This window comes from Pseudomonadota bacterium (assembly GCA_039028155.1).
GTDB lineage: Bacteria > Pseudomonadota > Alphaproteobacteria > SP197 > SP197 > JANQGO01.
In genome coordinates, this window is record JBCCIS010000017.1 from 1 (window position 1) to 24,190 (window position 24,190).

Here is a 24,190-nt window from a genome sequence, read left to right on the forward strand (position 1 = left end):
AACCACTTGTCGCACGGCGTGAACGTGTTGCCGTAGTTGCAGTTGTAGTAGCGGTGATGCAGCTGGTGATGGAACGCGCCCAACATGAACATCGGCTTGTCTTTCAGCAGAATGCTGTCGTAGCCGGTGTGCGATGTCGCCGCGCCTAACGTGTTCCACTGGTTATGGAACAGGATGTGGATGGGGTGCGACATCAAGACGACGTGGATGAGAACGCTGCTGAGATAGAGCACATGCTCAATCGGATGCATCGAGAGCCCTGACCACGGACCGGGGTTATCGTTCCGGTGGTGCAGCGCATGGGCGAGCTTAAAGAGCGGCGGCCAGTGCAGCAGGCGATGAACGCAATAGAAATGGAACGAGGCCCAGAACGGGATCGCCACGAACATCAAAACGAACCACACGGGATGGCGCGTCCACTCCAGATAATAGGGCAGATAGTCGTTGGCATAGGCCCACAGGAAGAAACACTCATAGGCCGTCCAGATCGTGACACCGCTGGCGCAGGTCCAGAAGATGTTGTCCCAGATCTGGTTGCGCGCGAAGAACTTCGGATTGTCGCGGTCCTGGTCGCGCGGGTCGAACTTGCGCGTCATGCCCTGGCGCTGGAACGTATAGAAATAGAGGTGCAGGCCACCCGCAACGACGATCATCAGCCCGAGATTGCGGGCAAAAACCCATAGAACCCAGTCAACCTGCCACGTGACGCTCATGGCGAGCGGCGGTTGCAAGTACGTCCAGGTGAGCGTCGCCAGCGCGCCGAACGGCAGGATCAGCGACCACAAAAAGAACGGCGATACCAAGTACCTGGCCAACGCTGCAGGTTGCGGTGGCCAGGCAAAGAGCGGCGCGCTTTTGATCGGCAGAGGCGGCTGCCACAGCCAAGCCGCCTTAGCCGCGCCGGCCTTTACCGCGCCGTCGTCAGCGCCAACCGTCGTTTCCGCCATGACCGCGCCTCCTGCCTCACCTCGGCTGCCGTCAGCTCAATAAAAGCCGTAGCACAGGAAACAGGCGAGTGCGATCCCCTCCGTGTTGCCTCTGACGAGAGGCTGTTGGCGAACCTCAACTGTCTGTGAGATCGGCGGGGGTCGCGTTGATGGTCGAGGCGGCCGGCTGGTCGTTGGTGTGGCAGTGGGCGCCGCCGCCGGCGAGCCAGGAGCCCAGCATTTCGATCACGTAGACGTTGCGGCCCGGGAAGAAGGCTTCCAGCCGCGCCTTCGCCGCAGCGTCCGTCTCCGGGTTGTCGAAACCGACGGCGATGACGAAGCCATTGCCGACGATCCAGTTCATGTAGTTGGTGTCGAAGGTGTAACCGCCGGCGCTGGCCGTGCCCTCGATGGGCATGCGGACGACATCGAAGCCCGCCGCGGCGATCGTGGCGGCCGCGTTGTCGTAGACCGCGGCGTCACCCCCCTCGCCTGGCTGGCACAGGGAATTCGCCGTGCACTCGGCCACGACCACGGTGGTCGGGTTGATGAAACGGGCGATGCCGTCGATGTGACCGTTGGTCAGATCGCCTTCGACAACGCCTTCGATGAACACCACCTTGCTGACGCCGAAATGTTCCTTCAGATCCGCCTTCGCCTGCTCCTTCGAATAGTTGGGATTGCGGCGGGGATCGCCCAGCGTGCTCCAGTTCAAGATGACCGTGTCGACGCCGTTGAACTCCAGGTTTCCACGCTCGTGAACGATGTCGATGTGGTCGACCGGCATGTTGAGATAAGCGCCCACTTCCGCCGGCACACGGTTATCCTTGCCATAGGGGATGTCGGCGCCGAAGGCTCCGCCCCAGGCGTCGAACTCCCAGTTCTGGACGCGCATCTCGCCATCCTCGACGACGTAGACCGGCCCGTTGTCGCGCATCCACGCGCTGTCGTTGGCGATCTCGTGCCAGACGATGTTGGCATGATCGGGATCGCCGCCGGCGTCCGCGATCGCCGCGCGGGCATCATCACGAACTGTGTCGTCGTCGACCAGGATATGCAGCGTCTGATAACCCGCGATCACCGTCGACATCTTGGCGAAGGCCTCCTCATAGGCCTTCTCCCACCGTCCCGGCCATTGCAGCCAGACGGCCTCCTGGGGTTCCCACTCGGCGGGAACGCGCTTTGTCGTGCTGCTGACCGCCGGCGACACACCGCTACCCGCCAGCATAAGCGAGAGCAAAGCGGCGAAGGCCGGCATAGCGAACCGATGTCTTAGGCCTGGCATGGCAAACACGGCGATCTCCTTTTCCCTTCATCGCAACCTGCACGGGCCGTGTACAGATCACCACATTCAATTAAATCAACTCATCCTTCGCAGATGCCGCGGCGGTGCGACGGCCCTTTTACAAATGCTGACAAATGAGCCCCATAGGGCATTATCTGATGGGTTCTGGCGTCGGAGGCAACATCTGATTTCTCATCGGATAAATCGATTTCTCTCATGTTATTGGCTCTCGGAGGCCATTTAGCGAGGCGCTGCCTTCGCCTCACTTGACGGTCGCGGCGGCACGGTCGATGGGCGAGACTGCTGGGGCACAAGGGAGATGACATGCACCGAGTCATGCTGTTTTTGGTCGTGATGCTCATGGCCATCCCGGCCGCGCACGCGTGCTTTGACGCCGGTCTCGCGGCCTTTGAGGAGGGCGACCAGGCGGCCGCGCTTGCCATCTGGCAGCCGCTGGCGGAGGCCGGCGATGCGGACGCGCAGAATGCGCTTGGCGACATGTACCTTTATGGCCGTGGCGTGCCGCGCGACGCTGAAGCGGCGATCGGCTGGTACGAACAGGCCGCGGCCCAGGGCCATGCCGACGCCCAGAACCACCTGGGTGTCATCTACGCCAACGGTTTTGGTGTCGACGTTGACCGCGTTACCGCCTTCATGTGGTGGAAGCTGGCCGCTGAACGCGGCCACGAGGACGCACCGCATGCGCTGAGCGTTCTGGCGAACCGCATGACGGCCGCTGAGATCGACGAAGCAAACACCCGTGCCGAGGCTTGGTCAACGAACCAGCAGCCCTGACGCGCGCGACGGCGTTCGCGTCCCTTCCAGGGCAATTGCCCATGGCCATCATGGTGGTGCTCGTAAGAAGTGGCCAAGGGCCGGCCCATGGTTTTGACTGCCGTATAAACTGAAGGAATACTGCGAAATCACGCCTGGATGGTTCCATGCGCGAGCATGGCATCGTCTGCTCTTGCATAAACGATAGCGACCACAAGCAAGACGCATGCACGTCACTGAGGTCTGGAGACTGTTGTGAGCAACCGGCAAACTGTGGACTACATCATCATCGGCGCGGGTTCGGCGGGGTGCGTCCTTGCCAACCGCCTGTCGGAGGACGGCAAGTATTCGGTCCTGGTGCTTGAGGCCGGGCCCTGGGACCGCAACCTGATGATCCACGTGCCGGCCGGGGTCTACAAAGTCTTCACCGATCCTAAGCTCAATTGGGGTTACGAGACCCAGGACGAGACCGACATCGACGACCGTAACATCGACATCCCGCGCGGTAAGGTCGTTGGCGGTTCGTCGTCCATCAACGCCATGGTCTACATGCGCGGCCATCCCCTGGACTACGACCGCTGGGGCGCGGACTTCAACCTGCCGAAGTGGGACTATGCCCAGTGCCTGCCTTACTTCAAGGCGGGCGAGACGTCAGACCGGGGTGCCAGCGACTGGCGCGGCGGCACAGGTCCGCTCAACACGACGAAGGGTTCGCTCGACAACCCGCTGTTCGACGCCTTCGAGGCCGCCGGCGAACCGTCCGGCCAAGGCCATTCCGAGGACCTCAACGCTTACAAGCCGGAAGGTCTTGCCCGCTATGACAGCACGAAGCGCAACGGCCGGCGTTGCAGCGCCGCGGTGGCACACCTGCGCCCCGCCCTGCAGCGCAGCAACGTGACGCTCTACACCAGCGCCATGGTCCGCAAGATCGAGGTCGACGGCAACCGCGCCACCGGCGTTACCTTCACGCACCGGGGTGAGAGCCACACGATCGAGGCCGAACGCGAGATCATCCTCTCAGGCGGCGCCATCAACTCGCCGCAGACCCTGATGCTGTCCGGTATCGGTCCGGCGGATCACCTACGCGAACACGGCATAGAGGTAAAGCTCGACCTGCCGGGCGTCGGACGCAACCTGCAGGACCACCCGACCGTCATCGTCAAGTACGCGTGCACCCAACCGGTAACGTATGACGACGCCCTCAATCCCGTGAAGATGCTGATGGCCGGCGCGCGCTGGGCGATCAGCCGCAAGGGCCTCGCCACCTCGAACTTCTGGGAGGCCGGCGGAATGGTAAGAAGCACGACCGACGCTGACTACCCGGACACCGAGTACCACTTCGGCGCAGCGGGCATCAACTACGACCCCGACGGCAAGATCCGGCTGGACCAGGCGTTTTCGCTGCACGTCGATCAGTCGCGACCGACCAGCGTCGGGCACATCGATCTTGCGTCAGCGAATCCGACGGACAAACCGCTGCTTCACTTCAACTACCTTTCAACAGAAGAAGATCGCCGCCGGATGGTCGAAGGCGTCCGTCGGGCCCGCGACGTCATTGCGCAAAGATCTTTCGATCCGTATCGGGGTGCGGAAATCTACCCTGGCCCGGATGCGACGACGGATGGAGACATCCTGGCGTTCATCAAGAGCATGATGGAAACCGACTATCACCCGAGCTGCACGTGCCGCATGGGCAACGACCGGGACGCCGTGGTCGATGGTGAGCTCCGCGTGCACGGTATCGAGGGCCTGCGTGTCGTCGACGCTTCCGTCATGCCGCGCATCACCTGCGCCAACCTCAACGCACCCACCCAGATGATTGCGGCCCGCGCCGCCGACTTCATCCGGGGTAAGGAACAGCTCGCGCCATTCCACGCGACGTACCATTTCCAGGAGAACGCGGCAGCGTAGCACGTCGTCGCCTTGGCATGCCGCGATTGACGGCGCCTTGGCCACAGTGATTGTTCGTGACGATGTGGCCTCGCCGGCTCTGGGTCGCCGCGCCACGCGCCACAAGCAGGCCCGCGTTGCAGCTACACGCGCTTCAATCTCTTCGACACCACGAACTACCGAACGCTACCGCGCCAGCGGTCGATCACACGCCGCCTTGGACGATTGTCATGGCAATGATCAACAGCAGGCACGCCAGCGCCTGGGGCGCCAGCACCATCGCCGCCAAGACGACCTTCGGCCAACTGCCGTCGGAGGTGAAGGCCCCGAACAGGTCGGCGAAGTAGTCGCGCACATCGATGGCGTGATCCAGACTGCTGCCGCGCGGACGCCCGGGACCGCGCAAGCGGAAGTAACCGGGCGTCGTTGTCGAGCGCGCTGTCTGGCGCAGCAACTCGGCTTCCTCGTGGCGTTGTCGTGGTGTCCGTCTTTTGTCCACCGCAAGCCTCGCTTCAGCTTCGAGGCTTTGAGGATACGCCTTTGTCTGTGAGGCGTCCAATCAGGGCATAGCTCCGGCGCAAACGTTGTCATGCCGGCGCGTTTGATTGACAGTATGCGGGAGCGCTCTTGCGAAACGCATGGGTACTGTCATGAGATTTCTCCTTCTAGCGCTATGCCTCTTGATCCTGGCGCCCGCACCGGCGCTCGCCCAGGATGTCGAGGGCAGCGCCGACCATCCCCTGGTCGGCCGTTTCGACGGCAGCTGGATCCGCGCCTACGAAACCCGCGAATTCGACGAAGTCGCGGTGGCGACGGCGCCGGGAACCGTCGAGACCGTCGAGGGTGCCGTCACCCGCCTCTCCTACGGCTACCCGCCGGATACGTCGCTGGTCCATATCGCCCGCAACTTCACCCAGGCGCTGGAAGACAAGGGTTTCACTATCAAGCTCGACTGCGACCAGGACGATTGCGGACGCATCAACTACGACGTCGAGCAGTTCGGCAATTCGCCGGCCTGGGCGACGTCGTTCGACTATCGCTATGTCATGGGCACCCGCTCGGACGCCGACGGCACCGTGCACGCGACACTCTTCCTGTCGATCAACAACAGCAAGGCCATGTCGGTCGTCACGGTCACCGAAGAAGAGGCCATGAGTTTCCGCATGGTCGACGCGGCGGAAATGCAGTCGGAGCTGACGGACACAGGCCGCGTCGCGCTCTACGGCATCCAGTTTGATACGGATGAAGCGACCATCAAACCGGAAAGCGAACCGACCCTGTCGGAGATGGCCGCCTTCCTGACCGCCAACCCGGACCTGCAGATCGTCATTGTCGGTCACACCGATAACCAGGGTTCGATGGAATACAACCTCGGCCTCTCGGCGCGGCGCGCCGAGGCGGTGCGTGACGCGCTCGTCTCGACCTATGGCATTTCAGCCGACCGCATGGCACATGCCGGCGCCGGTTTCCTGGCGCCACTGGCACCCAACACCACCGAGGAAGGACGCGCGCTGAACCGCCGGGTCGAGATCATCGCGCGCTGACAAAGGTCATTCTGTCGACGGAGAGGTTTCCTCTTCGGCGATCTTCGAGAACGTCGTCGTCATCGGACCCAACCCGGGGAAGTCGAGGGTTGTCGTCATGGTGCCGCCGCTGCACGTGTAGCTCTGCTCCAGCATGCCCGCGCCCGGCTGGCTGACCGGTCCGGTCATCGTGGCGTCCGGCGTCGTTACCGTGACCTCCCCGCTCAGACCGCCGGTCTCCTGGCAGGTGTAGAGCATGCCATCCTCTGCCGACCACGTGCCGGTCGCAGCGGTGACGTCGCCGACGCCCTGGCCAACGGCATCGTCCTCCTCGATCGTCAGGCTGCCGCCGAAAGGTTCGGTGATGAAGATCCCGTCGCTGCGCAACGTCATATCGCCGGGCGTAATGTTGGCCGCGGTGATGTTGATGCCCTGCGACTTCATCCATTCGACCGCGCCGCCACTGGCATAGGACCACGTGCCGACCAGGCAGGCGTCGATTTCTTTGGTGCCGCCGCAGGGATCGCATGACGCCGTGCGCTCCACTTCGATCTCCACGCGCACGTCGTCGTCGCCGGTGTTGAGGCCGGCCATGCGGTAACTCGCGTTGCTGCCGGCCCGCGCGTCGATGGTCTCGGGCCACGGCCTGATCCAGTCGCTGGTATCGAGCTTCCGGCTCGAGATATTGGCCGTGCCGGGCGAAAGCGTCGCGCGCCATTCCCCGCACAGGTGATCGGCGTAACCCTGCATCACGACAAAGGGGCTCAGCGTGACGGTCTCCGTTTCGTTGCCGTCAAACGTGATTTCGGTGCCGTCGACCTCTCTGAACCCGAGCGGGTTGCCGCTGGGGTCGGTGATGGCCTGGTCCGCATAGGCCTCGACAAAGTCCAACCACATATCCTCGCTCATGGCATCACGCATGGCCACACGCTGGGCGGCGGCATCGTTCGACGGCGCCATGAGGCTCAGGAATGGCATCAGATAGGACGGACCGCCCGCGCTGTTGTGGCGCCAGTAGAAGAAGACGGCCATGCCATAGGCGATGTCATGAAGCGGCATCCCGGCGGCGACGCCATCATCGAACTCGGAAGCGCGGCCCATCAGGTCGCCGGCTTCGGGCACTGCCAGCGTCGCGAAGTATTCGGCCGATCCCTCACCCCACCAGATGCCGCCGCCCGTGACGGTGTCGTATTGCTCGGGCGAGAGTGACTCCGACTGAACGCAGTGAAAGATCTCGTGGGCAATTGTCTGCGCGATATCATCGGGGTCGCCGCCCGGTCCGAACATGTAGGCGGTGATCACGCATTCATTCTCCAGAGTCGGACCATTGGCGACTCCCAAAACGGATCGTTCGCTCTCGCCATCGGCCATCACCGATTCCTGGTCATCCAGCATCAGGATCGTGATGTCGTCGACCCGGTAGTTGCCCACGGTGCCCAGGGCCGCGATCGCGGCACGCGCGCCGCGTTCGACCTCCGGCATCGCCCCGGGCAGGAAAGCCCAGTCGGCGTTGATGTCACGGATGCCCCGGATGTTGCGCGTGCCCCCGGGTGTTTCATAAGCAATGTCGAACTCGACAATGCACACCAGACCGGAGATGGGATCGTAGATCTCCAGCGGCTCACCTGATGTCCCGAAGTTGCTGAGATAGTCGGCGTCCATGCAGTCGCCGAAATCCGCGCGGGCCGGCTGGGTGACAACATTCGCGGCCACGATCACGAGGCCTGCCAGGAACAGCCACGCCCACCGGGGCGCCGTCGCGGTTACCTTCCTCACCTCGGACCTCTCTATCCGCGCTCGGTGGGTTGGTGCTATCGCAAGCGAATTAGAGGTGAATCTACACCAGAACGCTGCGCACTGTCATAGGACGGCCGTCACGTTCCAATCCGCCTCAGGTCTCGAATGCGCCGATCGGGCGGCACAGGTGATTCTTCTCGTTAATGACTGAAAGGGTTGGTGGTAGCAAAGGTGGGTTTCGCCCGCCATCGTCCGCTGGTACGACCGGTCGGCGGGCATCAGCACCAGGCCCGACCAGGTCGGCTCTTGAGGATAGGGAGAATGGACATGTCCGATACAGTCTCGGCGGCGGAACTCGTTTCGCGGTTGGACACGTTGCCAAGGTTCTCACTCGCTCAACTGCCGACGCCTCTTCACGCCTTGAAGAACTTCGGTGCTTCGTTGGAAGGACCGGACATCTGGATGAAGCGGGATGATCTGACCGGACTGGAAGGCGGCGGGAACAAGACACGGAAACTGGAGTTTCTGGTTGGCGATGCGATTGAACGCGCGTGCGACATGCTCGTGACCGTTGGCGCCATCCAATCGAACCACACGCGACAAACCGCTGCGGCCGCGGCAAAGGCAAGATTGAAGTGTGCCCTCCTGCACTGCGCGTGGACAAAAGATGCAGGACCCAACTATCGCCATGTCGGGAACATTCTGTTGAGCAGCCTGATGGGGGCGGAGCTTTACCTAGACGAGACAGAGCGACCGATCGAGGATCAAGGTCCACTCGATGAGTTCATGGACCAACTTCGCAATCACGGCCACAGACCCTATCTGATCCCGGGCGGAGCATCGGAGCATCCGCTTGGCAGTTTCGGCTATCTGAACTGTGCGGCTGAGCTGGCCTCTCAGGCGAGCCAGCTGGGTATGACGTTCGACTACCTCATTCACACGACGGGATCGAGCAGCACGCAGGCCGGACTGGTCGCCGGGTTCAAGGCTCTGGGCATCGACACCAGGGTTATCGGCGTCGCTGATGACGGCGAAACACAGATCAAGAGTCGGCGCGTGTTGGAACTGGCCAACGCCGCCCTCGGTGTTCTGGAGCTTCCGCCTTTGGTGAAGGCCGAAGACGTCGAGGTCTATGCGTCAAACGAGGCCGCCTACGGGTACGCTGATGAGGCGATCAAGGACGGCATCCGCCAGTTGGCGACAACGGAAGGGTTGATCGCTGATCCCGTCTACGAGGGGCGCGCCATTCGCGGGCTGCTTGATCTCAATGCTTCCGGACGGTTCACGCCGGATGACAACGTACTGCTCATGCACCTCGGCGGTTCACCCGCCATACATGCCTACGCAAACCAGTTCGGCAGGATTGAGCTACAGCCCTTGGCGGGCTAACGGATTCCCGAGTTTGGCACGTCAAGCAGGATCAGGGGATGACCTGCCATGTGTAGCCGGATGTCGCGCTGAACGATCCGTCAGCCTCCATGACATAGGCTTCGCAGGCTTCGCCGGCTTCCTTTGACCACCTGACGCAAACTTCGCCGTCTCGATACTCCCAGGTCCCGCTGTCGTTCCCGTAGGTCTGGTCGGTGTAAGTCGTTTTCCCATCCGCGGTGTAACACTGTTCGCCGGTGCTTGGACCGGTGTACGCCACGCAGTTACCGACATGCGTATCGAGAAAGACCTGTTCCGTCATAGGTTCGGCAAATGCCAAGCTGCTTGAAGCGAAGAACAACAGGCCAGCGATTCCCACTCGTCGGATGCTTTGCATCTTTTTCCTCCCTATCCGATCGTTTTGCCAAAGGGTCGGCATGGTGATCGTTATCTGCAGCTATATCGAGACCTGATTCCAGGTGGATCGGCGTCATCGTCGAGCGGAATGGCCGAGACGAAGGCCACAACCCCAAAGAATCTCCCACCCATACGTTCAACGCGATGGCGGCGACGCTGCCTTCTCATGTTGGCGGCGTTCCTATGCCGGCCGCCCCAGCCTTGCGTGCAGACGTCCCTTCGTTACCCGCGAGCAACAAACAGCTGTTTTAGGGCTTGCAGCCTACAACACAATCTGTTATTCAATGAATCTATTGATTGATTGGATGACGATGTCGCAATCTCTTGACGATCCGGCATGTGGGCATGGCGCCCATCCCGAGCGCGCCCCTTTCGCGGCTCCTTCGGACCAGGCTCTGGAGAGTGCGGCGGCCATGCTCAGCGCCGCGGGCGACCCGGCCCGTCTGCGCCTTTTGCTGCGCCTTGCCGAAGGCGAGCGATGCGTCAGCGAACTGGCAGAAGCCGAGGGCGACAAGCTTGCGACAATCTCGGCGCGACTCAAGCTGCTGCACACCGCCCGGCTGGTGAAGCGCCGGCGGGAAGCCAAACACGTTCACTACGCACTGAACGACGACCACGTTCTCCGGCTGGTCCAGAACATCCTCGACTACGCCGCCGAAGACACGCTCTAATCCCCACAACTCAAGGAAAACACCGATGACTTGCACGAACCCGAAGCACGAGAACCACCCGCATGTCCATGGCCCTGGTTGCGGCCACACGGCGGTGCGCCACGGCGATCACGTGGACTATCTTCACGATGGCCACCTTCACCATCCCCATGAGGATCACGTGGACGAGCATGTCATCGAGGTATCCGTCACAAACCCCGACCCCTGTGCGCCCGTTGCAAACGACGGCCTGGGTCATGACCACGACCATGTCCACGGCCCCGGATGCGGACACGAAGCCGTCCCCCATGGCGACCACGTCTGCTATCTGGTGGACGGCCGCTTGCACCATCCTCATGACGGCCATTGCGACGACCATGGGTCGCTGGAGGTCGTTGGCTAAGCGTGTTGGCGCTCACCCACGGTTTGTCCTTCGGGCGATCAAAGATATTGGTCGCCCCGAAGGACAGAGCCCATTCGATCATGGGCGCGCTTGATTGACGTAACCGACGGAAAAGAGCGCCCGCTGCAACGATACTTTGAGGTTTGCCGCCGGACGCTGGTCAGTCCTTACCTTGCGTGAGGGCAACCCGATTGCCCTCGCTGTCCTCGAACTCGGCGACATAACCGGCGTCACCGATGTCCTTTTTCTCGTAAAGGACGCGCGAACCCAGGGCGGTTGCGCGAGCAAGGACCGCGTCGATATCGGCAACATCAAAGTAGATGAGCGAGCCGTCCTGCGTCGGCTTGTAGACTTCGCCTTTCGCCAGCGCGCCACTGCAGCCGGGTTGGCTGTCATCGCGTGGAAAGAAAGCCATGTCGTAACCGTCAACGCTCTGGCGATCCAATTCAGTCTCCAGAACGCTTTGATAAAACGCGACGGCACGATCCATGTCGGTCACAGGGATCTCAAAATGAAAGACCGGGTTACTCATGACGTGCTCCAACAGGTTCGCAGAGAATGAAACAAAGCCCACCTAAGCGTCTGACTTAGATGGGTTTCCGATGGCGGCGAAATAGGCACTAGAACCTCAAACACGGGGATTGCGGCTCACCGCCAAAGCGGATCACCAATAACAACACCGCGCGAGCATGACAGCTTCTTGCAAGTCGTGACCGGTTCTTCACCAAAATCTTCGCGCGTTGTCGACACCCACCTAACCGACGCTTGCTTGTTTGGCATCAGGGGACTGCCGGGGCTCTGTTGTCCAGTGTTTCGATTCACACTCGCCATACAATGCAACACCACTGCCCATGTAGATCTACTGGCTTAGGCTATGACTAAATTGCTCTTCTTGCCTACCAGTCTAGTTTCTGCTCACGGGCAACAAGCAGCTCTGGACTAACTCAATCAGAGCCAGGAATTCTCAGAACAGTGTCGTAGTTCAAGCGACCGCTCAGACTCGCCAACTACCTCACCTACTTCGGCCAAATGCCGATGTGCAGCCAGCTACCTTCGTCGACGATCTCTGGTTTCCGACCGATCGCCTCTATAGCGTTCGCACAGCGCTCACTCATGTTCTTGAGAACGTCTGGGGCACTGGTTTTCATCGCCGCGATATCCAGGAAATTGTCAGTATCATCGGTTTGAACGATACCTTTGAAGTCCACTGCTTCACCAAAGGCGTGGTTGCTCCAGCGCTCCGGCGATATCGGAGTGCCATCCCTGCGCCGCGCTTTGCGCGGATTGTAGAAGCCAAGGTGAACAAGTCCGAGTTCAGCAACTTTCATGATGTCGTTCATCTCGGTCAGCACAGTATCTGCGAAGGCTCTCCCACAGAACACCTTGTGCTCCCACGTTACTGGTCCGCGCTCAGTCATGTAGAACAGTGGCACATCCATCCCGACCAGCACCGGGCTCTCCACCAACGGCTTATCGGATGGCGGCGATGTCGACTGCGTTGTCGGTTCAACTATCATGTTCGCTTCTCCACCATGGAACAATTGCCTCCCATCAATCCGATGAGTCTCTCGTTGAACTTCCTATTGGGCGGTTCTCCCCCACTCATGACAGGGCCTTCGACAACAGTACTGCGACGTCGACCGGGACGGACCTGGTTGGTGGGTTCCGCAAGGTTTCCAGAATCAGGATAGCGCACTCCCGATTCAGCCTTACCTCGCAGCTTGCCCCGAAACTCTTGGGTAAGGTCGCCAAAACACTCGCTCTGATTGAAGTATCGGTCAACCGCGGCATCCTTAATTACCGAACCATCACAATTTCGTGTTGATCGGAAGTGCCGTGTGCTAGCCTGACATTATAGTATTGTGCTAAGAGCACGAATTAGGTCAGTAGATCTGATACATACAGTTTATTATTGATTATTGCTGATTACCGTCAATCTTAGGTTGCTTACGAGCGTTCTCGGATTTGAACGATGGCAGACTCCGGCGATGAAACGGCTGTAGACGACGCGCCGAACCAGGCACCGGTCTGGTCTGACGGTGTCTTTCGAGCCGGCGTTGCTGTAGGCCTGTTCTTGCTCCTCCTTGGCCTCACTTGCATGGCCTTTCTTGCCGTCGCTCAAACTATCTCGTTGCTCATAACCTGTAGTGGGCTGGGCATTATCTTCGGTGCTTTCGGCTCAACCGCAGTCATTAGATACAAGGGTGTTGTGGTTGCCGGTGTCGCGGCGATCGCCATTGCATTGCTCTATTTTGTCGATTTGTTGATGCGTGATGACCTGGTCCGGTTGCGCATAGATGGGGATGTCAGGGAGGCGGATCTAACGCTCTTTGGCGACGAGACATATCCCGGTGCCGAAGGTGAAAATCGGCATGAGTTTGTGATCATCGGACGGGAGGTGAAAAGTGAGTGGCTAACTTTGGTGGTGGAGTTGTCTCCAGAGGATGCCGAGAAGGCGGGAAAGCCAGACGTAGAGTTTTCGTGCCTCCCAGGTCGATCAATTGGACAGTTCTTGGGTAGTGGAAAAATCATTCAGTGGCGTTTCAACGCAAGCACCGAAGAACTCACCGGTGTCGATGGCGCAGAGAACAAGACGGTGCGGAGCGGTCCTTGCCCAATTCCTGGTGGGCTGGAACTGGTTAAAGATGGGGAACTAACAATTTTTTCCAGCGCATTGGCGCAGACTTCTGCGGACGTCGATGCCCTAATAGACGATCTGACTTCTGACTCAGCGCTGGTACGCCGCAACGCAAGAGAGGAACTCTCAATGCAAGGTGCGGACGCTGTTGCGCTAATGATGGCAGCGCTGGAGGAAGACTTTCACATTTACCGGGTTCGGCTTGGTGTTTCGGTCGCGCTTGCAGAGTATCTACGCGAGAACAAGGATCAGAGATTCATGGTCTCTGAGATGCTGACTGATGAACAGCTTGCATTGATAACGTCAGCCGCCGGTGAGGACGATCGAACCGTCCGCGTGTATGCGTCAGAGTTTCTCTATGATCTGGGCGACAAGCGAGTTGTATCGATCGCTGAAGATCTCTTTCCATCAGCATCCGCTGACGGCAAATACAATTTGATTGTCGTGCTTGAAGGAACCGTCCCCAATCTAACGCCGGCCGAAAGTCAGGACCTTGCGTCCGCGTTGACTGAGTGGCGTGGTACAGTTGGTCCCAACACACAGGCTCGCATTGACACGGTGCTAGATCATATTCAGCAATAGATCTCATGCTCTTTTGGCGACCTGGTAGTGTGCCCAACCGCAAAAAGGGATTCACAAGCCGGGGAAACTGGTAGCGGAGGAGGGACTCGAACCCCCGACACAGGGATTATGATTCCCCTGCTCTACCGACTGAGCTACTCCGCCCCAGAAAGGTCCGCCGCATATAGAGTTGCCCTCCGGCCAAGTCAAGCCGGTGGCGCGCTTGGCCGTGTGCAGGCGGCGGGATCTAGGCTGCGAGCGACTCGCGGCGATCGATCCAGCCGCCGCCGATGACGCGGTCGCCGTCGTAGAGGACGCAGGCCTGGCCGGGTGCGACCGCCTCAGCGGGCTCGTCGAGAACGACGCGGGCGCGTGCGCCTTCAAGCGGTGTCACCGTCGCTGGCTTGGGCGCCTGCATGGAGCGCAGCTTGACCGCGCCAGTCAGGCCCTCGTCCGGCAGGGCGCGGCCGTCGATCCAGTTGACGTTGCTGATGGTGAGGCTCGCCTCCTGCAGCGCCTCGCGCGGGCCGACGACGACGCGGTGCTGGTCGGGCTCCAGGCGCAGCACGAAGAGCGGCTCGGCGGCGGCAATGCCGATGCCACGGCGCTGGCCGACCGTGAAGTGGATGATGCCGTCGTGACGGCCGAGCACGTTACCCGCTTGATCGACGATGTCGCCGGGCTCTATCGCGCCGGGCCGAAGCTTGGCGACGATGCCGGCGTAATCGCCGTTGGGCACGAAGCAGATGTCCTGGCTGTCGGGCTTGTCGGCGATGGCGAGGCCGAAGCGGGCGGCATGCGCCCTCACCTCCGCCTTTGTCATGGCGCCGATTGGGAAACGCAGCATGGCGAGTTGATCGGCCGTGGTCGCGAACAGGAAGTAGCTCTGGTCGCGCGCCTGTTCGGCGCCGCGGTGAAGCTCCGGCCCGTTCGAGCCATCGATACGCTGCACGTAGTGGCCGGTCGCCAGACAATCCGCGCCGAGGTCCTTCGCCGTCGACATGAGGTCGGCGAACTTGACCCGCTGGTTGCAGCGCACGCACGGGATCGGCGTCGCGCCGGCCAGATACGTGTCGGCAAAGTCGTCCATGACCGCCTGGCGGAAGCGGGACTCATAGTCCAGCACATAGTGCGGCATATCGAGCATCTGGGCGACGCGGCGGGCATCGTGCACGTCGGTGCCGGCACAGCAGCTTCCCGGGCGCTGGATCGCCTGGCCGTGGTCATAGAGCTGCAGCGTGATGCCGACCACGTCATAGCCGAATTCTCTGAGGAGCGCGGCCGTGACCGAGCTGTCGACCCCGCCCGACATGGCGACGACGACCCGGGTGGCCGTTTCCGGCTTATCGAATCCAAGCGTGTTCATGGGCCGCAACATAGGGCGGCGGGCGCCGGGTTCAAGTGTTGAGGATCTCGACCAGGCGGGCCACCGGGCTGGCGTCGCGGGTCAGGCCCAGCGGCACGGAGAAATGGCCCTGGCGGCGGATGAAGAGGTTCTTCTCGGGAATCCCCCAGCGTTGGGCGAAGGCCAGGCCGCCGGGGAACGGCGTGATCGTGTCGTGGCTGCCCTGCATCATGATGATGCGATCGGGGTCGATGCCGGGCTCGCCGATGGGTGCGGTCAACGGCATCCAGTCGTGGATCTGCTCGCGCGACCAGCCGGCCTCGGCAAAGGCTTCGGCGGTGTGGAAGCCGGTCGCGAAGCTGCCGTCCCAGGCGACCTCGTCGAGCCGGTCGGTCGTGGTGACCAGAAGCGCGGCGTCCGGGCGCATGGCCTCGGGCCAGGCGCCGGCATGGGCGATCGCCAGCTGGCTGTTCAGCGCACCCATGCTGATGCCGCCGACCGCCACCCTGCCCGGCCCGGTCGCCCGCGCCCAACCGATCAGGCACGCGATCTCCGCGACGTGGGCCTGGAACTCCTCGACCGCGCCGATCGGGCCGTGAGCGACGAATGGTTCGCCACCGTGCACGCCCGGCGGACGGCGGCGACCATGCCAGGGCGCTTCCGGTTCGATCACGCGAATGCGTCGACCGGCGAACTGCGGCGCGAAGTGCAGCGAGCTGTCCCACATGTCGGCCTCGATCCCGATGCCGTGACAGATGATCACCGTGTGATCGTAACCGTCGGGCGGCTCGAAGACATGGGCCCAGACCGTGTCGCCCATGGCGGCGGTCGGACTAGCGAAGCGCAGCCAGCTTTGAACAAAACCCTCGCCGTTGATGGAACGCGACTGTTCAACCGCCGGCGGGTTCGACGGCGCAGCGAAGAACGCCGCAGGATCGGCGCACGATGCGCCGTACCGCCTTTGCGCCTCGTCCGGTGTGATCGTCGCGAAACGTATCGCCGGCGCGCGCCGGCGCAGGAAGCGAAACCGCATGCGCGCCATCATGTAGGTGCCGACCGACTGCCGCCGCCGCACCGTCAGGTCGTCCAGGCGCGCGCCGCTGGTGTTGGTGAACATCGCGTCCTGCCAATCCGCTTCCGCCTGCTCGGCGCTGACGCGCGCCAGCATGGTGTGCCCCAAGACGTTCTGTAGGCGCGCGCGCCGGCTGCCGTTCGGCAGCTCTATCGGCACGTTCTCCGCGTAGCCCGAGAGGTCGTCGCCAGCAGTTTCACTGGCCGCCCACAGACGCGAGATTGGGAAATAGGTGCCGACCATGAAGCGCAAGGCCAGACGGTCGAACCAGGGTCTGAGAATCAGACCGCCTAGCGGGCCTTTGAAGAGTCGGAGTTGTCGGCTGATGGTTACGTCCGCCTAAAGTGGGCCCGGAACTAGTCCGCCATCATGTTGCGGGTTTCCGGCGGCAGCGAGATGGTCAGGCCGTCGAGTTCCTCTGTCACGATGATCTGACAGCCAAGCCGGGACGTTTTGGTCAGGCCAAAGGCGAGGTCGAGCATATCCTCCTCGTCCTCAGTCGGCTCCTCAAGCCGGTCGAAATCGTCGTCGTCGACAATCACATGACAGGTCGAACACGCCAGAGAACCCTCACACGCCCCTTCAATGTCGATGTTGTTGCGGTGCGCGAGTTCCAGAAGCGAAAGGCCCACCGGGGCATCGACCTCGATCCGGGTGCCGTCCCGGTCAATAAACGTCACTTTGGGCATGTACTCTCCGTCTTTGCGGCGCGCTTTTAATCCGAAGCGGCTGTTCGCGTCCAGCTTTAGAGCGGATCGCGGTCACGCCGCCGAGGAGTGCTGACGCAGCCTTAAGACCGCCTCGGCGAGGTGGTCGAGGGCGAATTCAACCTCGGCCTCGGTGGTGAAACGACCCAGGCCGATGCGGATGGAACTGCCGGCTCGATCATCATCCAGGCCCAGCGCGCGCAGAACATAGGAGGGCTCGACAACGGCCGAGGTACAGGCCGAACCCGTCGAAACCGCCAGATCCGGCATACCTTCGATGAGGTCGAGCGCCTTGATGCCGTCGAAGGCGATGTTGAGGTTGGCCGCCAAGCGCGCATCCGGGTCGCCGTTCAAGGCGACGTCGGGAATGCGCTTCTGAATGCCCTGCCAAAGGTGGTCGCGCAGCGCGCCTAGACGCACGCCCTCCTCGCCCATCTCCCGCTTGGCGATCGCGGCGGCCTCGCCCAGACCGACGACGAGCGGGGTCGGCACCGTCCCGGATCGGATCGTGCGCTCCTGCCCGCCACCAGAAAACAGCGGCTCAAGACGGGCCCGCGGCCGCCGTCGCATATAGAGCACGCCAATGCCCTTGGGACCGTAAACCTTGTGACCGGAGATGCTCATCAGGTCGATCGTCATCGCCTCGACATCTATCGGCGTCTTGCCTATCGCCTGGGCAGCATCGGTGTGGAACAGCGCGCCGCGTTCGCGGGCCAGCGCACCGATCTCCGCGACAGGCTGCAGCACGCCGATCTCGTTGTTCGCGGCCATGATAGAAACCAGCACCGTGCGGTCGTCGACGGCGGCGTCCAGCGCCGCGCGATCGACCAGTCCGTTCGCGCCGACCGGCAGGAAGACGGTCTCGAACCCTTCGGCCTCCATCGCCTTGACGCTCTCGATGACACACTTGTGCTCGGTAACGACGGAGACAATCTTGTCGCGCTTGTTGCGGTGGGCGCGTTCAAAGCGCGCAGCGCCCTTGATCGCCAGGTTGTTCGATTCCGTCGCACCGGACGTAAAGACGATCTCACGCGGGTCCGCGTTGACCAAGTCGGCGATCTTGCCGCGCGCCTCCTCCACAGCTTCGGCGGACTCGCGGCCCAGCTCATGGCTGGTCGAATGGGGGTTGCCGAATTTTTCGGTGAACCACGGCAACATGGCTTCCAGCGCGCGCGGGTCGACCGGCGTCGTCGACTGATAGTCCAGATAGACCGGGGTCTTGATGTTGCGCTCTGTCGTCATGCCCTACCTATTACGCCGCATGCTGGCCGCCGCCAAGTCGGCGTGCGATATCCGTCCACGCGGCCAGGAAAACGTCGATGTCGTGGTCGGTGGTCGCCCAGCCATGGCTTATACGCACGGTGTTGGCGGCAATATCGTCGCGTCCCATGGCGGTCAAGACATGTGATGGTCCGACCTTGCCCGATGAACAGGCGGAACCGGCACTCACCGCCACACCGGCCAGGTCGAAGGCCATGACCAGGGTCTCCGCGCCGACGCCGGGCATGGCGAGCGCGCTGGTGTTGGCCAGACGATCAACATCGCCAGCAACGACGGCAGCCGATGTCGTCGAAGCCATCACATTAGCTTCCAGGCGGTCGCGACGGGAACGCCACGACGTCACGTCGTCATCGAGACAGGCGCGCGCGGCGGCACCGAAACCGGCGATCGCCGACAGCGGTTCGGTTCCCGCGCGAAGCCCGAGCTCCTGACCGCCGCCACGCATCAGCGGGCGAAGTTGCAACTCGCGCTTGCGTACCAGCGCGCCGGCGCCGGCTGGTCCACCGAGCTTGTGACCGGACAGGGTCATGAGATCCGCGTCGATGGCGTCGAGATCAAGTTTGCCCGCCGCCTGGACCGTATCGACATGGAGCACGGCATCGTGGCGATGGGCGACGTTGGCGATATCGGCGAGCGGCTGAATGACACCGGTCTCGTTGTTGGCGGCCATGACGGAGAGAAGGGCACGCCCCTGCCCCGCTGCCAGAAGCGTATCCAATGCATCGGGATCGACGCGGCCCGCGTCATCGACCGGTATGATCGTCGGGTTGTCGCACGCCTTCAGGACCGACGGGTGTTCGACCGCCGAGATCAGAACACGCTCGACCGCCAGACCATTCAGCGCCATCTGGTTGGCTTCCGTACCGCCAGACGTGAACGTCACCAGGCGCGGCGCCACACCGGCCAGCGCCGCGACCTCTTCGCGCGCGGTTTCCAAGATCGAGCGGGCTGCCCGACCGAAACCGTGCACCGACGACGGATTGCCGGTGACCTCGAGCGAGGCCAACACAGCATCGCGTGCCTCATGCCGCAATGGCGCGGTGGCGTTGTAATCGAGGTAAACGCTGGGAGTCATGGAACCGGCAGCTGCACCCTATTCGGCTGCGACAATATCCTCGTCGAACTCGGGCACGGCGCGGCACACCCGGCGCTCGCAGATATCCTCCAGCGTCACCGACGACATGAAGTCGCGGATGTGATTGCCGAGCTCTTCCCACAGGTCATGGGTCAGGCAACGGCTCTTGTCTTTCATGCAGCCTTGTCCCGGCTCCGCATCACCCTTGCACCGGGTCACCCTGATCGGCTCGTCGACCGCGTCGATGATCGAGGCGACGCAGATCTCGCTCTTCGGATTGGCCAACAGGTAACCGCCGCCCGGGCCGCGCACGCTAGCGACCAGTTCGGCGCGGCGCAGTTTGCCGAAAAGCTGTTCGAGATAGCTCAGCGAGATCTCCTGGCGCGCTGCGATCTCGGCAAGCGACACCGGGCGTCCATCACTGTTGAAGGCCAAGTCGACCATGGCCATCACCGCATAACGACCTTTGCTGCTGAGTTTCATGGCGGCGTCACGCTCCCTTGCGTTAGATGTCTCGACGTTCCTCGTCGATCTCCAGATCGTTCGGTTCAACAACGTCGATACCGTCGACGCGGTTGGTTTCCAGTTCCTTGATACGCGCTTCAAGAACACTGACGTGATTGAGCAGTCCGTTGATCGCCTTGCTGACCGGGTCCGGCATGTCTTGCGCCGAAGCGCCGTAGGCTGCGAAGTGCGGCTCGGACTCCTTGTTGGCCTGATCGACCGCGCGACCAGGTATGCCGACGATCGTCACGCCCGGCGGCACATCGCGCACGACGACCGCATTGGAACCGACAAGCGCGCCGTCACCGACCGTGATCGGGCCAAGGATTTTTGCGCCGGCACCAACAACGACATCATTGCCCAACGTCGGATGCCGCTTTCCCTTTTGCCAAGTGGTTCCACCAAGGGTCACACCGTGGTAGAGCGTCACGTCGTCACCGACTTCGGCCGTCTCGCCAATAACAACGCCCATGCCATGATCGATAAAGAAACGTTTACCGATCTTCGCGCCGGGGTGAATCTCGATTCCAGTCAAGACGCGACCGACATGAGACATAAGTCGTCCGATCAGCTTCAGATGCTTAAGCCAAAGCCAATGAGAAAAACGATAAAAGAGAATGGCGTGAAAGCCGGGGTAGCACAGGACGACTTCAAGCCGGGTCCTGACAGCCGGGTCGCGGCCGAATACGGAGTCGATTTCCTCGCGAAGCGCCTTCAGCATGGGGGGTGTCCTTGTTCAACTCATCGACACGCCCGAACCGCGGGCGGCGAACCGCGCGTATCATCGGACCCCATACAGATAGAAAGCCCGACTGCTCCGGTCAAGTATTCTCGGCTCTCCGGCCGCACACAATTTCGCCAGAACCATCCCCCAAAAAGTGCTGAAATCAGCGCTTTCTGCCCCGTTTAGGAACTCATGCCCGATATCATATTTAATGGTCCCGACGGCCGCCTGGAGGGTCGCTACACCCACGGCAAGGCCCGCAACGCGCCGATCGCCGTGGTGCTGCACCCTCACCCGCAGTTCGGCGGCACCATGAACAACAAGATCACCTACACGCTGTTCCGCGCCTATGCGCAGGCCGGGTTTTCGGTCATGCGTTTCAACTTTCGAGGCGTCGGACGCAGCGAAGGTTACTACGACGAAGGTGTCGGCGAGTTGGCCGATGCGGCCGCGGCGATGGACTGGCTGCAGCTTCACAATCCCGATCGCGTCGGCTGCTGGATCGCTGGCTTTTCGTTTGGCGCTTGGATCGGCGCGCAAGCCTTGATGCGCCGGCCCGAAGTAGACGGTTTTATCTTTGTCGCCCCCGGGGCCGATCACTACGACTTCGCGTTTCTGGAACCCTGTCCGTGCGATGGCCTGATCATTCAGGGCGACCAGGACGATGTCGTCGACCCTAACGCCGTCGGCAAGCTGGCCGAGCGGCTGGACCGCAAGAAGCATGACGTGACCTACAAGATCATCAAAGGCGCGGGTCATTTCTTTGAGCGCGAGCTGGACGAACTGCAAGGCATCGTCGACAGCTACATCGCCGACCACACCAAACACTACAACCTGGTCATCGAGGAAGACGACTGATCAGCCGGTAAAGGTTCGCGCCTTGTAGAGGGCGCCTCCGGTCGTCGGCGCTTCGACGCCGGTGGTCGTGGGTAGGCTGAGCGGCAATCCCTTCAGCGATCGGATGGCCAAATAGGCGAATGCCTCGGCCTCGATGGCGTCGCCATTCCAACCGACGTCCTCGGCGGTCACCACCTCGCCCGTCACGCGATCGGCAATGGCACCACGAATGGTCGGGTTGAGGCGGTTGCCGCCACACGCGATCCAGAGCTTCGGCGCTTGCGGGACCACGTCCGACCCCATCGCGACAGTGCGCGCCGTCAGCGCGACCAACGTCGCCGCACCGTCGGCGGGCGACAAACCTTCCAAATCGATCGAGAAGCTGTTGCGGTCGAGCGACTTCGGCGCGGGCCGGGCGAAGTAAGGGTTGCGCAACACCACATCGACCCGTTCGTCATGGACCTGCCCACTGGCGGCCAGCAGACCATCGCGATCAAACGGCTGGTCCGTATGCCGGCGCACCCAATCGTCGAGCAAGGCGCCGCTGGGACCGGTGTCGAATGCGATGATCCGATCGTCGCCGATCCACGTGATGTTGGCGACACCGCCCAGGTTCAGCACGGCGACCGGCACTTCGGTCTTCAGATCCGCGACAAGGGCGGCGTGATAAAGTGGCGCAAAGGGCGCGCCTTGACCGCCCCGGGCCATATCGCTGCGGCGTAGATCGGCAACGACGTCGATCCCGCAGCGCTGGGCCAACAAGGCGCCATCGCCAATTTGCCATGTCAGCTCCTCGTCAGGACGGTGAATGATGGTCTGGCCATGAAATCCAATAACATTTATATTTTCTACAGTTAGGTCGTTTTCCTTAAGTAACGATCGAACAATGTCGACGTGCCGAAGGGTTAGCGCACGTTCGGCCGCCAGGACGTCGCCGGCGCCACCCAGGGCCGCAAGGATAAGGTCACGCTCCCCGTCGTCGTAGGTAGTCGTCACCGGCTTGCCGATGCGTTCCACACGATGGCCGTCGCTCTTCAGCAATGCGGCGTCGACGCCATCGACCGACGTGCCACTCATCAGACCTATCGCGGTCAACCAACCGTTCTCAGCCAACTGGATCTCCTGCTGTGACGCCTGCGTTTGAGGGGCGATGGCGATTATGTTACACGACGCGCCCCGTCACGAAGGACGGTTTCGCCGGTTATCCAGAAACGCGCCATGTCCAAGACCCAATCCGACTTCATCCGCGAAATTCTCTGGCGTGGCTTCATGCACCAGTGCACCGACATCGATGCGCTGGACGAGGCCGCGAGCAAGGGCATCATCACCGGCTATATCGGCTTCGACTGCACCGCACCCAGCCTGCATGTCGGCAGCATGGTGCAGATCATGCAGCTCAGGCGCCTGCAGCAGGCCGGTCACCGGCCCATTGTTCTGATAGGCGGCGGCACCACCAAGATCGGCGACCCGTCGTTTCGCGACGAGGCGCGCCCGCTTCTGGACGATGCCATGATCGCCGAGAACAAGGCAGGCATCCGCAAGATCTTCGAACGCTTTCTGACCTTTGGCGATGGTCCGAGCGACGCAATCATGGTCGACAACGACGAATGGCTCAGCGAACTGGAGCTGGTGCCGTTCCTGCGTGATGCCGGCCGCCACTTCTCGGTCAATCGCATGCTGACGATGGATTCGGTCAAGCTCAGGCTCGACCGCGAGCAGCCGCTGAGCTTTCTCGAGTTCAACTACATGATCTTGCAGTCCTATGACTTCGTCGAACTTTACAGGCGCTTCGATTGCGTGCTGCAGATGGGCGGCTCGGACCAGTGGGGCAACATCGTGAACGGCGTCGACCTTGGCCGTCGCATGGCCGATGCCCAGCTTTGGGGCCTGACCACGCCACTGATCACAACCGCGTCCGGCGCCAAGATGGGCAAGACCGCCGAGGGCGCGGTCTGGCTCAACGCCGAGATGCGCTCGCCCTATGACTACTGGCAGTTTTGGCGCAACACCGAAGACGCCGATGTCGGGCGTTTCCTGCGGTTGTTCACGGATCTGCCGCAAGACGAGATCGAACGGCTCGAGACGCTAGACGGCTCGGAGATCAATGAAGCGAAGAAGGTCCTGGCGAACGAGGCCACGCGCCTGTGCCACGGCAAGGCCGCGGCCGCCGACGCGGCGGAGACCGCGCGCCGCACCTTCGAGGAAGGCGCCAGCGGCGATGCCCTTCCCGTCGCCGACATTTCCCGCGACCAGTTGGACGAGGGTTTCCCGTTCTATGAAGGGCTGAAGGAGACCGGTCTCGCCGCCTCAAACGGCGAGGCCCGACGTTTGATCAAAGGTGGTGGCGCACGGGTAAACGACAAGGTCGTCAACGACGAGTTTCACAAACTCGGACCCGACGATCTGGATGGCGACGGCACCATCAAACTCTCCGCCGGCAAGAAACGTCACGCGCTGCTGCGTCTCGCCTAGC

General features: G+C 61.9%; 24 protein-coding genes and 1 tRNA gene. 9 read left to right on the forward strand and 16 right to left on the reverse strand.

Annotation, left to right across the window (positions count from 1 at the left end):
• On the reverse strand, nt 1-947 hold a 947-nt coding region (locus AAF563_11020; GenBank protein MEM7121800.1), incomplete at its 3' end, for a sterol desaturase family protein.
• Between the two features lie 115 nt (nt 948-1,062).
• A complete protein-coding gene (locus AAF563_11025) occupies nt 1,063-2,211 on the reverse strand; it encodes an agmatine deiminase family protein (protein MEM7121801.1) in 1,149 nt (382 codons plus the stop codon).
• A 324-nt stretch (nt 2,212-2,535) separates the two neighbouring features.
• Between AAF563_11025 and AAF563_11030 the strand changes: the two genes are divergently transcribed.
• The gene (locus tag AAF563_11030; GenBank protein ID MEM7121802.1) at nt 2,536-3,006 is read left to right on the forward strand and encodes a tetratricopeptide repeat protein; all 471 of its coding nucleotides are present in this window, start codon (nt 2,536-2,538) and stop codon (nt 3,004-3,006) included.
• Between the two features lie 234 nt (nt 3,007-3,240).
• Nucleotides 3,241-4,896, forward strand: coding sequence for a choline dehydrogenase (locus AAF563_11035; protein MEM7121803.1), 1,656 nt, complete (start codon nt 3,241-3,243; stop codon nt 4,894-4,896).
• A gap of 184 nt (nt 4,897-5,080) precedes the next feature.
• Here the strand turns inward: AAF563_11035 and AAF563_11040 are convergent, their stop codons facing one another.
• On the reverse strand, nt 5,081-5,374 hold the full coding sequence (locus AAF563_11040) for a hypothetical protein (protein ID MEM7121804.1): 294 nt from the start codon (nt 5,372-5,374) through the stop codon (nt 5,081-5,083).
• 151 nt (nt 5,375-5,525) lie between these two features.
• Here AAF563_11040 and AAF563_11045 point away from each other — a divergent pair, with 151 nt between their 5' ends.
• Nucleotides 5,526-6,419, forward strand: a complete 894-nt coding sequence (locus tag AAF563_11045) for an OmpA family protein (GenBank protein ID MEM7121805.1) — start codon at nt 5,526-5,528, stop codon at nt 6,417-6,419.
• A gap of 6 nt (nt 6,420-6,425) precedes the next feature.
• On the opposite strand, the gene AAF563_11050 is transcribed toward AAF563_11045, so the two are convergent.
• A complete protein-coding gene (locus AAF563_11050; GenBank protein MEM7121806.1) occupies nt 6,426-8,174 on the reverse strand; it encodes a hypothetical protein in 1,749 nt (582 codons plus the stop codon).
• A 288-nt stretch (nt 8,175-8,462) separates the two neighbouring features.
• Here AAF563_11050 and AAF563_11055 point away from each other — a divergent pair, with 288 nt between their 5' ends.
• The gene (locus AAF563_11055; protein ID MEM7121807.1) at nt 8,463-9,524 is read left to right on the forward strand and encodes a D-cysteine desulfhydrase family protein; all 1,062 of its coding nucleotides are present in this window, start codon (nt 8,463-8,465) and stop codon (nt 9,522-9,524) included.
• 31 nt (nt 9,525-9,555) lie between these two features.
• Here AAF563_11055 and AAF563_11060 read toward each other — a convergent pair whose 3' ends face one another.
• On the reverse strand, nt 9,556-9,900 hold the full coding sequence (locus AAF563_11060) for a hypothetical protein (protein MEM7121808.1): 345 nt from the start codon (nt 9,898-9,900) through the stop codon (nt 9,556-9,558).
• A 433-nt stretch (nt 9,901-10,333) separates the two neighbouring features.
• Between AAF563_11060 and AAF563_11065 the strand changes: the two genes are divergently transcribed.
• Both AAF563_11065 and AAF563_11070 read left to right on the forward strand, forming a co-directional pair.
• Nucleotides 10,334-10,591: a metalloregulator ArsR/SmtB family transcription factor gene (locus AAF563_11065; protein ID MEM7121809.1), complete on the forward strand. Its 258-nt coding sequence runs from the start codon at nt 10,334-10,336 to the stop codon at nt 10,589-10,591.
• 25 nt (nt 10,592-10,616) lie between these two features.
• Complete coding sequence (locus AAF563_11070; GenBank protein ID MEM7121810.1) at nt 10,617-10,973, forward strand: hypothetical protein; 357 nt, start codon at nt 10,617-10,619, stop codon at nt 10,971-10,973.
• 160 nt (nt 10,974-11,133) lie between these two features.
• On the opposite strand, the gene AAF563_11075 is transcribed toward AAF563_11070, so the two are convergent.
• Nucleotides 11,134-11,505 carry a VOC family protein gene (locus AAF563_11075; protein MEM7121811.1) on the reverse strand — a complete coding sequence of 124 codons (372 nt, stop codon included), beginning with the start codon at nt 11,503-11,505 and terminating at the stop codon, nt 11,134-11,136.
• A gap of 484 nt (nt 11,506-11,989) precedes the next feature.
• Nucleotides 11,990-12,490, reverse strand: a complete 501-nt coding sequence (locus tag AAF563_11080; GenBank protein MEM7121812.1) for a hypothetical protein — start codon at nt 12,488-12,490, stop codon at nt 11,990-11,992.
• A 455-nt stretch (nt 12,491-12,945) separates the two neighbouring features.
• On the opposite strand from AAF563_11080, the gene AAF563_11085 reads away from it, so the two are divergent.
• Nucleotides 12,946-14,193, forward strand: a complete 1,248-nt coding sequence (locus tag AAF563_11085; protein ID MEM7121813.1) for a hypothetical protein — start codon at nt 12,946-12,948, stop codon at nt 14,191-14,193.
• A 68-nt stretch (nt 14,194-14,261) separates the two neighbouring features.
• Here the strand turns inward: AAF563_11085 and AAF563_11090 are convergent.
• From AAF563_11090 to cysE, 8 genes are all read right to left on the reverse strand, one after another.
• A tRNA-Met gene (locus AAF563_11090) sits at nt 14,262-14,337 on the reverse strand.
• An 82-nt stretch (nt 14,338-14,419) separates the two neighbouring features.
• Nucleotides 14,420-15,550: a tRNA 2-thiouridine(34) synthase MnmA gene (mnmA, locus tag AAF563_11095; GenBank protein ID MEM7121814.1), complete on the reverse strand. Its 1,131-nt coding sequence runs from the start codon at nt 15,548-15,550 to the stop codon at nt 14,420-14,422.
• 19 nt (nt 15,551-15,569) lie between these two features.
• Nucleotides 15,570-16,832 carry an alpha/beta hydrolase gene (locus AAF563_11100; protein ID MEM7121815.1) on the reverse strand — a complete coding sequence of 421 codons (1,263 nt, stop codon included), beginning with the start codon at nt 16,830-16,832 and terminating at the stop codon, nt 15,570-15,572.
• A gap of 113 nt (nt 16,833-16,945) precedes the next feature.
• A complete protein-coding gene (locus tag AAF563_11105; protein MEM7121816.1) occupies nt 16,946-17,278 on the reverse strand; it encodes a ferredoxin family 2Fe-2S iron-sulfur cluster binding protein in 333 nt (110 codons plus the stop codon).
• A 72-nt stretch (nt 17,279-17,350) separates the two neighbouring features.
• Entirely contained in the window at nt 17,351-18,538 is a 1,188-nt protein-coding gene (locus tag AAF563_11110) for an aminotransferase class V-fold PLP-dependent enzyme (protein ID MEM7121817.1), read from the reverse strand.
• A gap of 10 nt (nt 18,539-18,548) precedes the next feature.
• On the reverse strand, nt 18,549-19,652 hold the full coding sequence (locus AAF563_11115) for a cysteine desulfurase family protein (protein ID MEM7121818.1): 1,104 nt from the start codon (nt 19,650-19,652) through the stop codon (nt 18,549-18,551).
• Nucleotides 19,653-19,670: 18 nt separating this feature from the next.
• A complete protein-coding gene (locus AAF563_11120) occupies nt 19,671-20,135 on the reverse strand; it encodes an Rrf2 family transcriptional regulator (protein MEM7121819.1) in 465 nt (154 codons plus the stop codon).
• A 22-nt stretch (nt 20,136-20,157) separates the two neighbouring features.
• Complete coding sequence (gene cysE / locus AAF563_11125) at nt 20,158-20,877, reverse strand: serine O-acetyltransferase (protein MEM7121820.1); 720 nt, start codon at nt 20,875-20,877, stop codon at nt 20,158-20,160.
• Nucleotides 20,878-21,072: 195 nt separating this feature from the next.
• Between cysE and AAF563_11130 the strand changes: the two genes are divergently transcribed.
• Entirely contained in the window at nt 21,073-21,738 is a 666-nt protein-coding gene (locus AAF563_11130) for an alpha/beta hydrolase (protein ID MEM7121821.1), read from the forward strand.
• On the opposite strand, the gene AAF563_11135 is transcribed toward AAF563_11130, so the two are convergent.
• On the reverse strand, nt 21,739-22,836 hold the full coding sequence (locus AAF563_11135; protein ID MEM7121822.1) for an anhydro-N-acetylmuramic acid kinase: 1,098 nt from the start codon (nt 22,834-22,836) through the stop codon (nt 21,739-21,741).
• 99 nt (nt 22,837-22,935) lie between these two features.
• Here AAF563_11135 and tyrS point away from each other — a divergent pair, with 99 nt between their 5' ends.
• Nucleotides 22,936-24,189, forward strand: coding sequence for a tyrosine--tRNA ligase (gene tyrS / locus AAF563_11140; protein MEM7121823.1), 1,254 nt, complete (start codon nt 22,936-22,938; stop codon nt 24,187-24,189).
• Nucleotide 24,190: the final 1 nt, after the last annotated feature.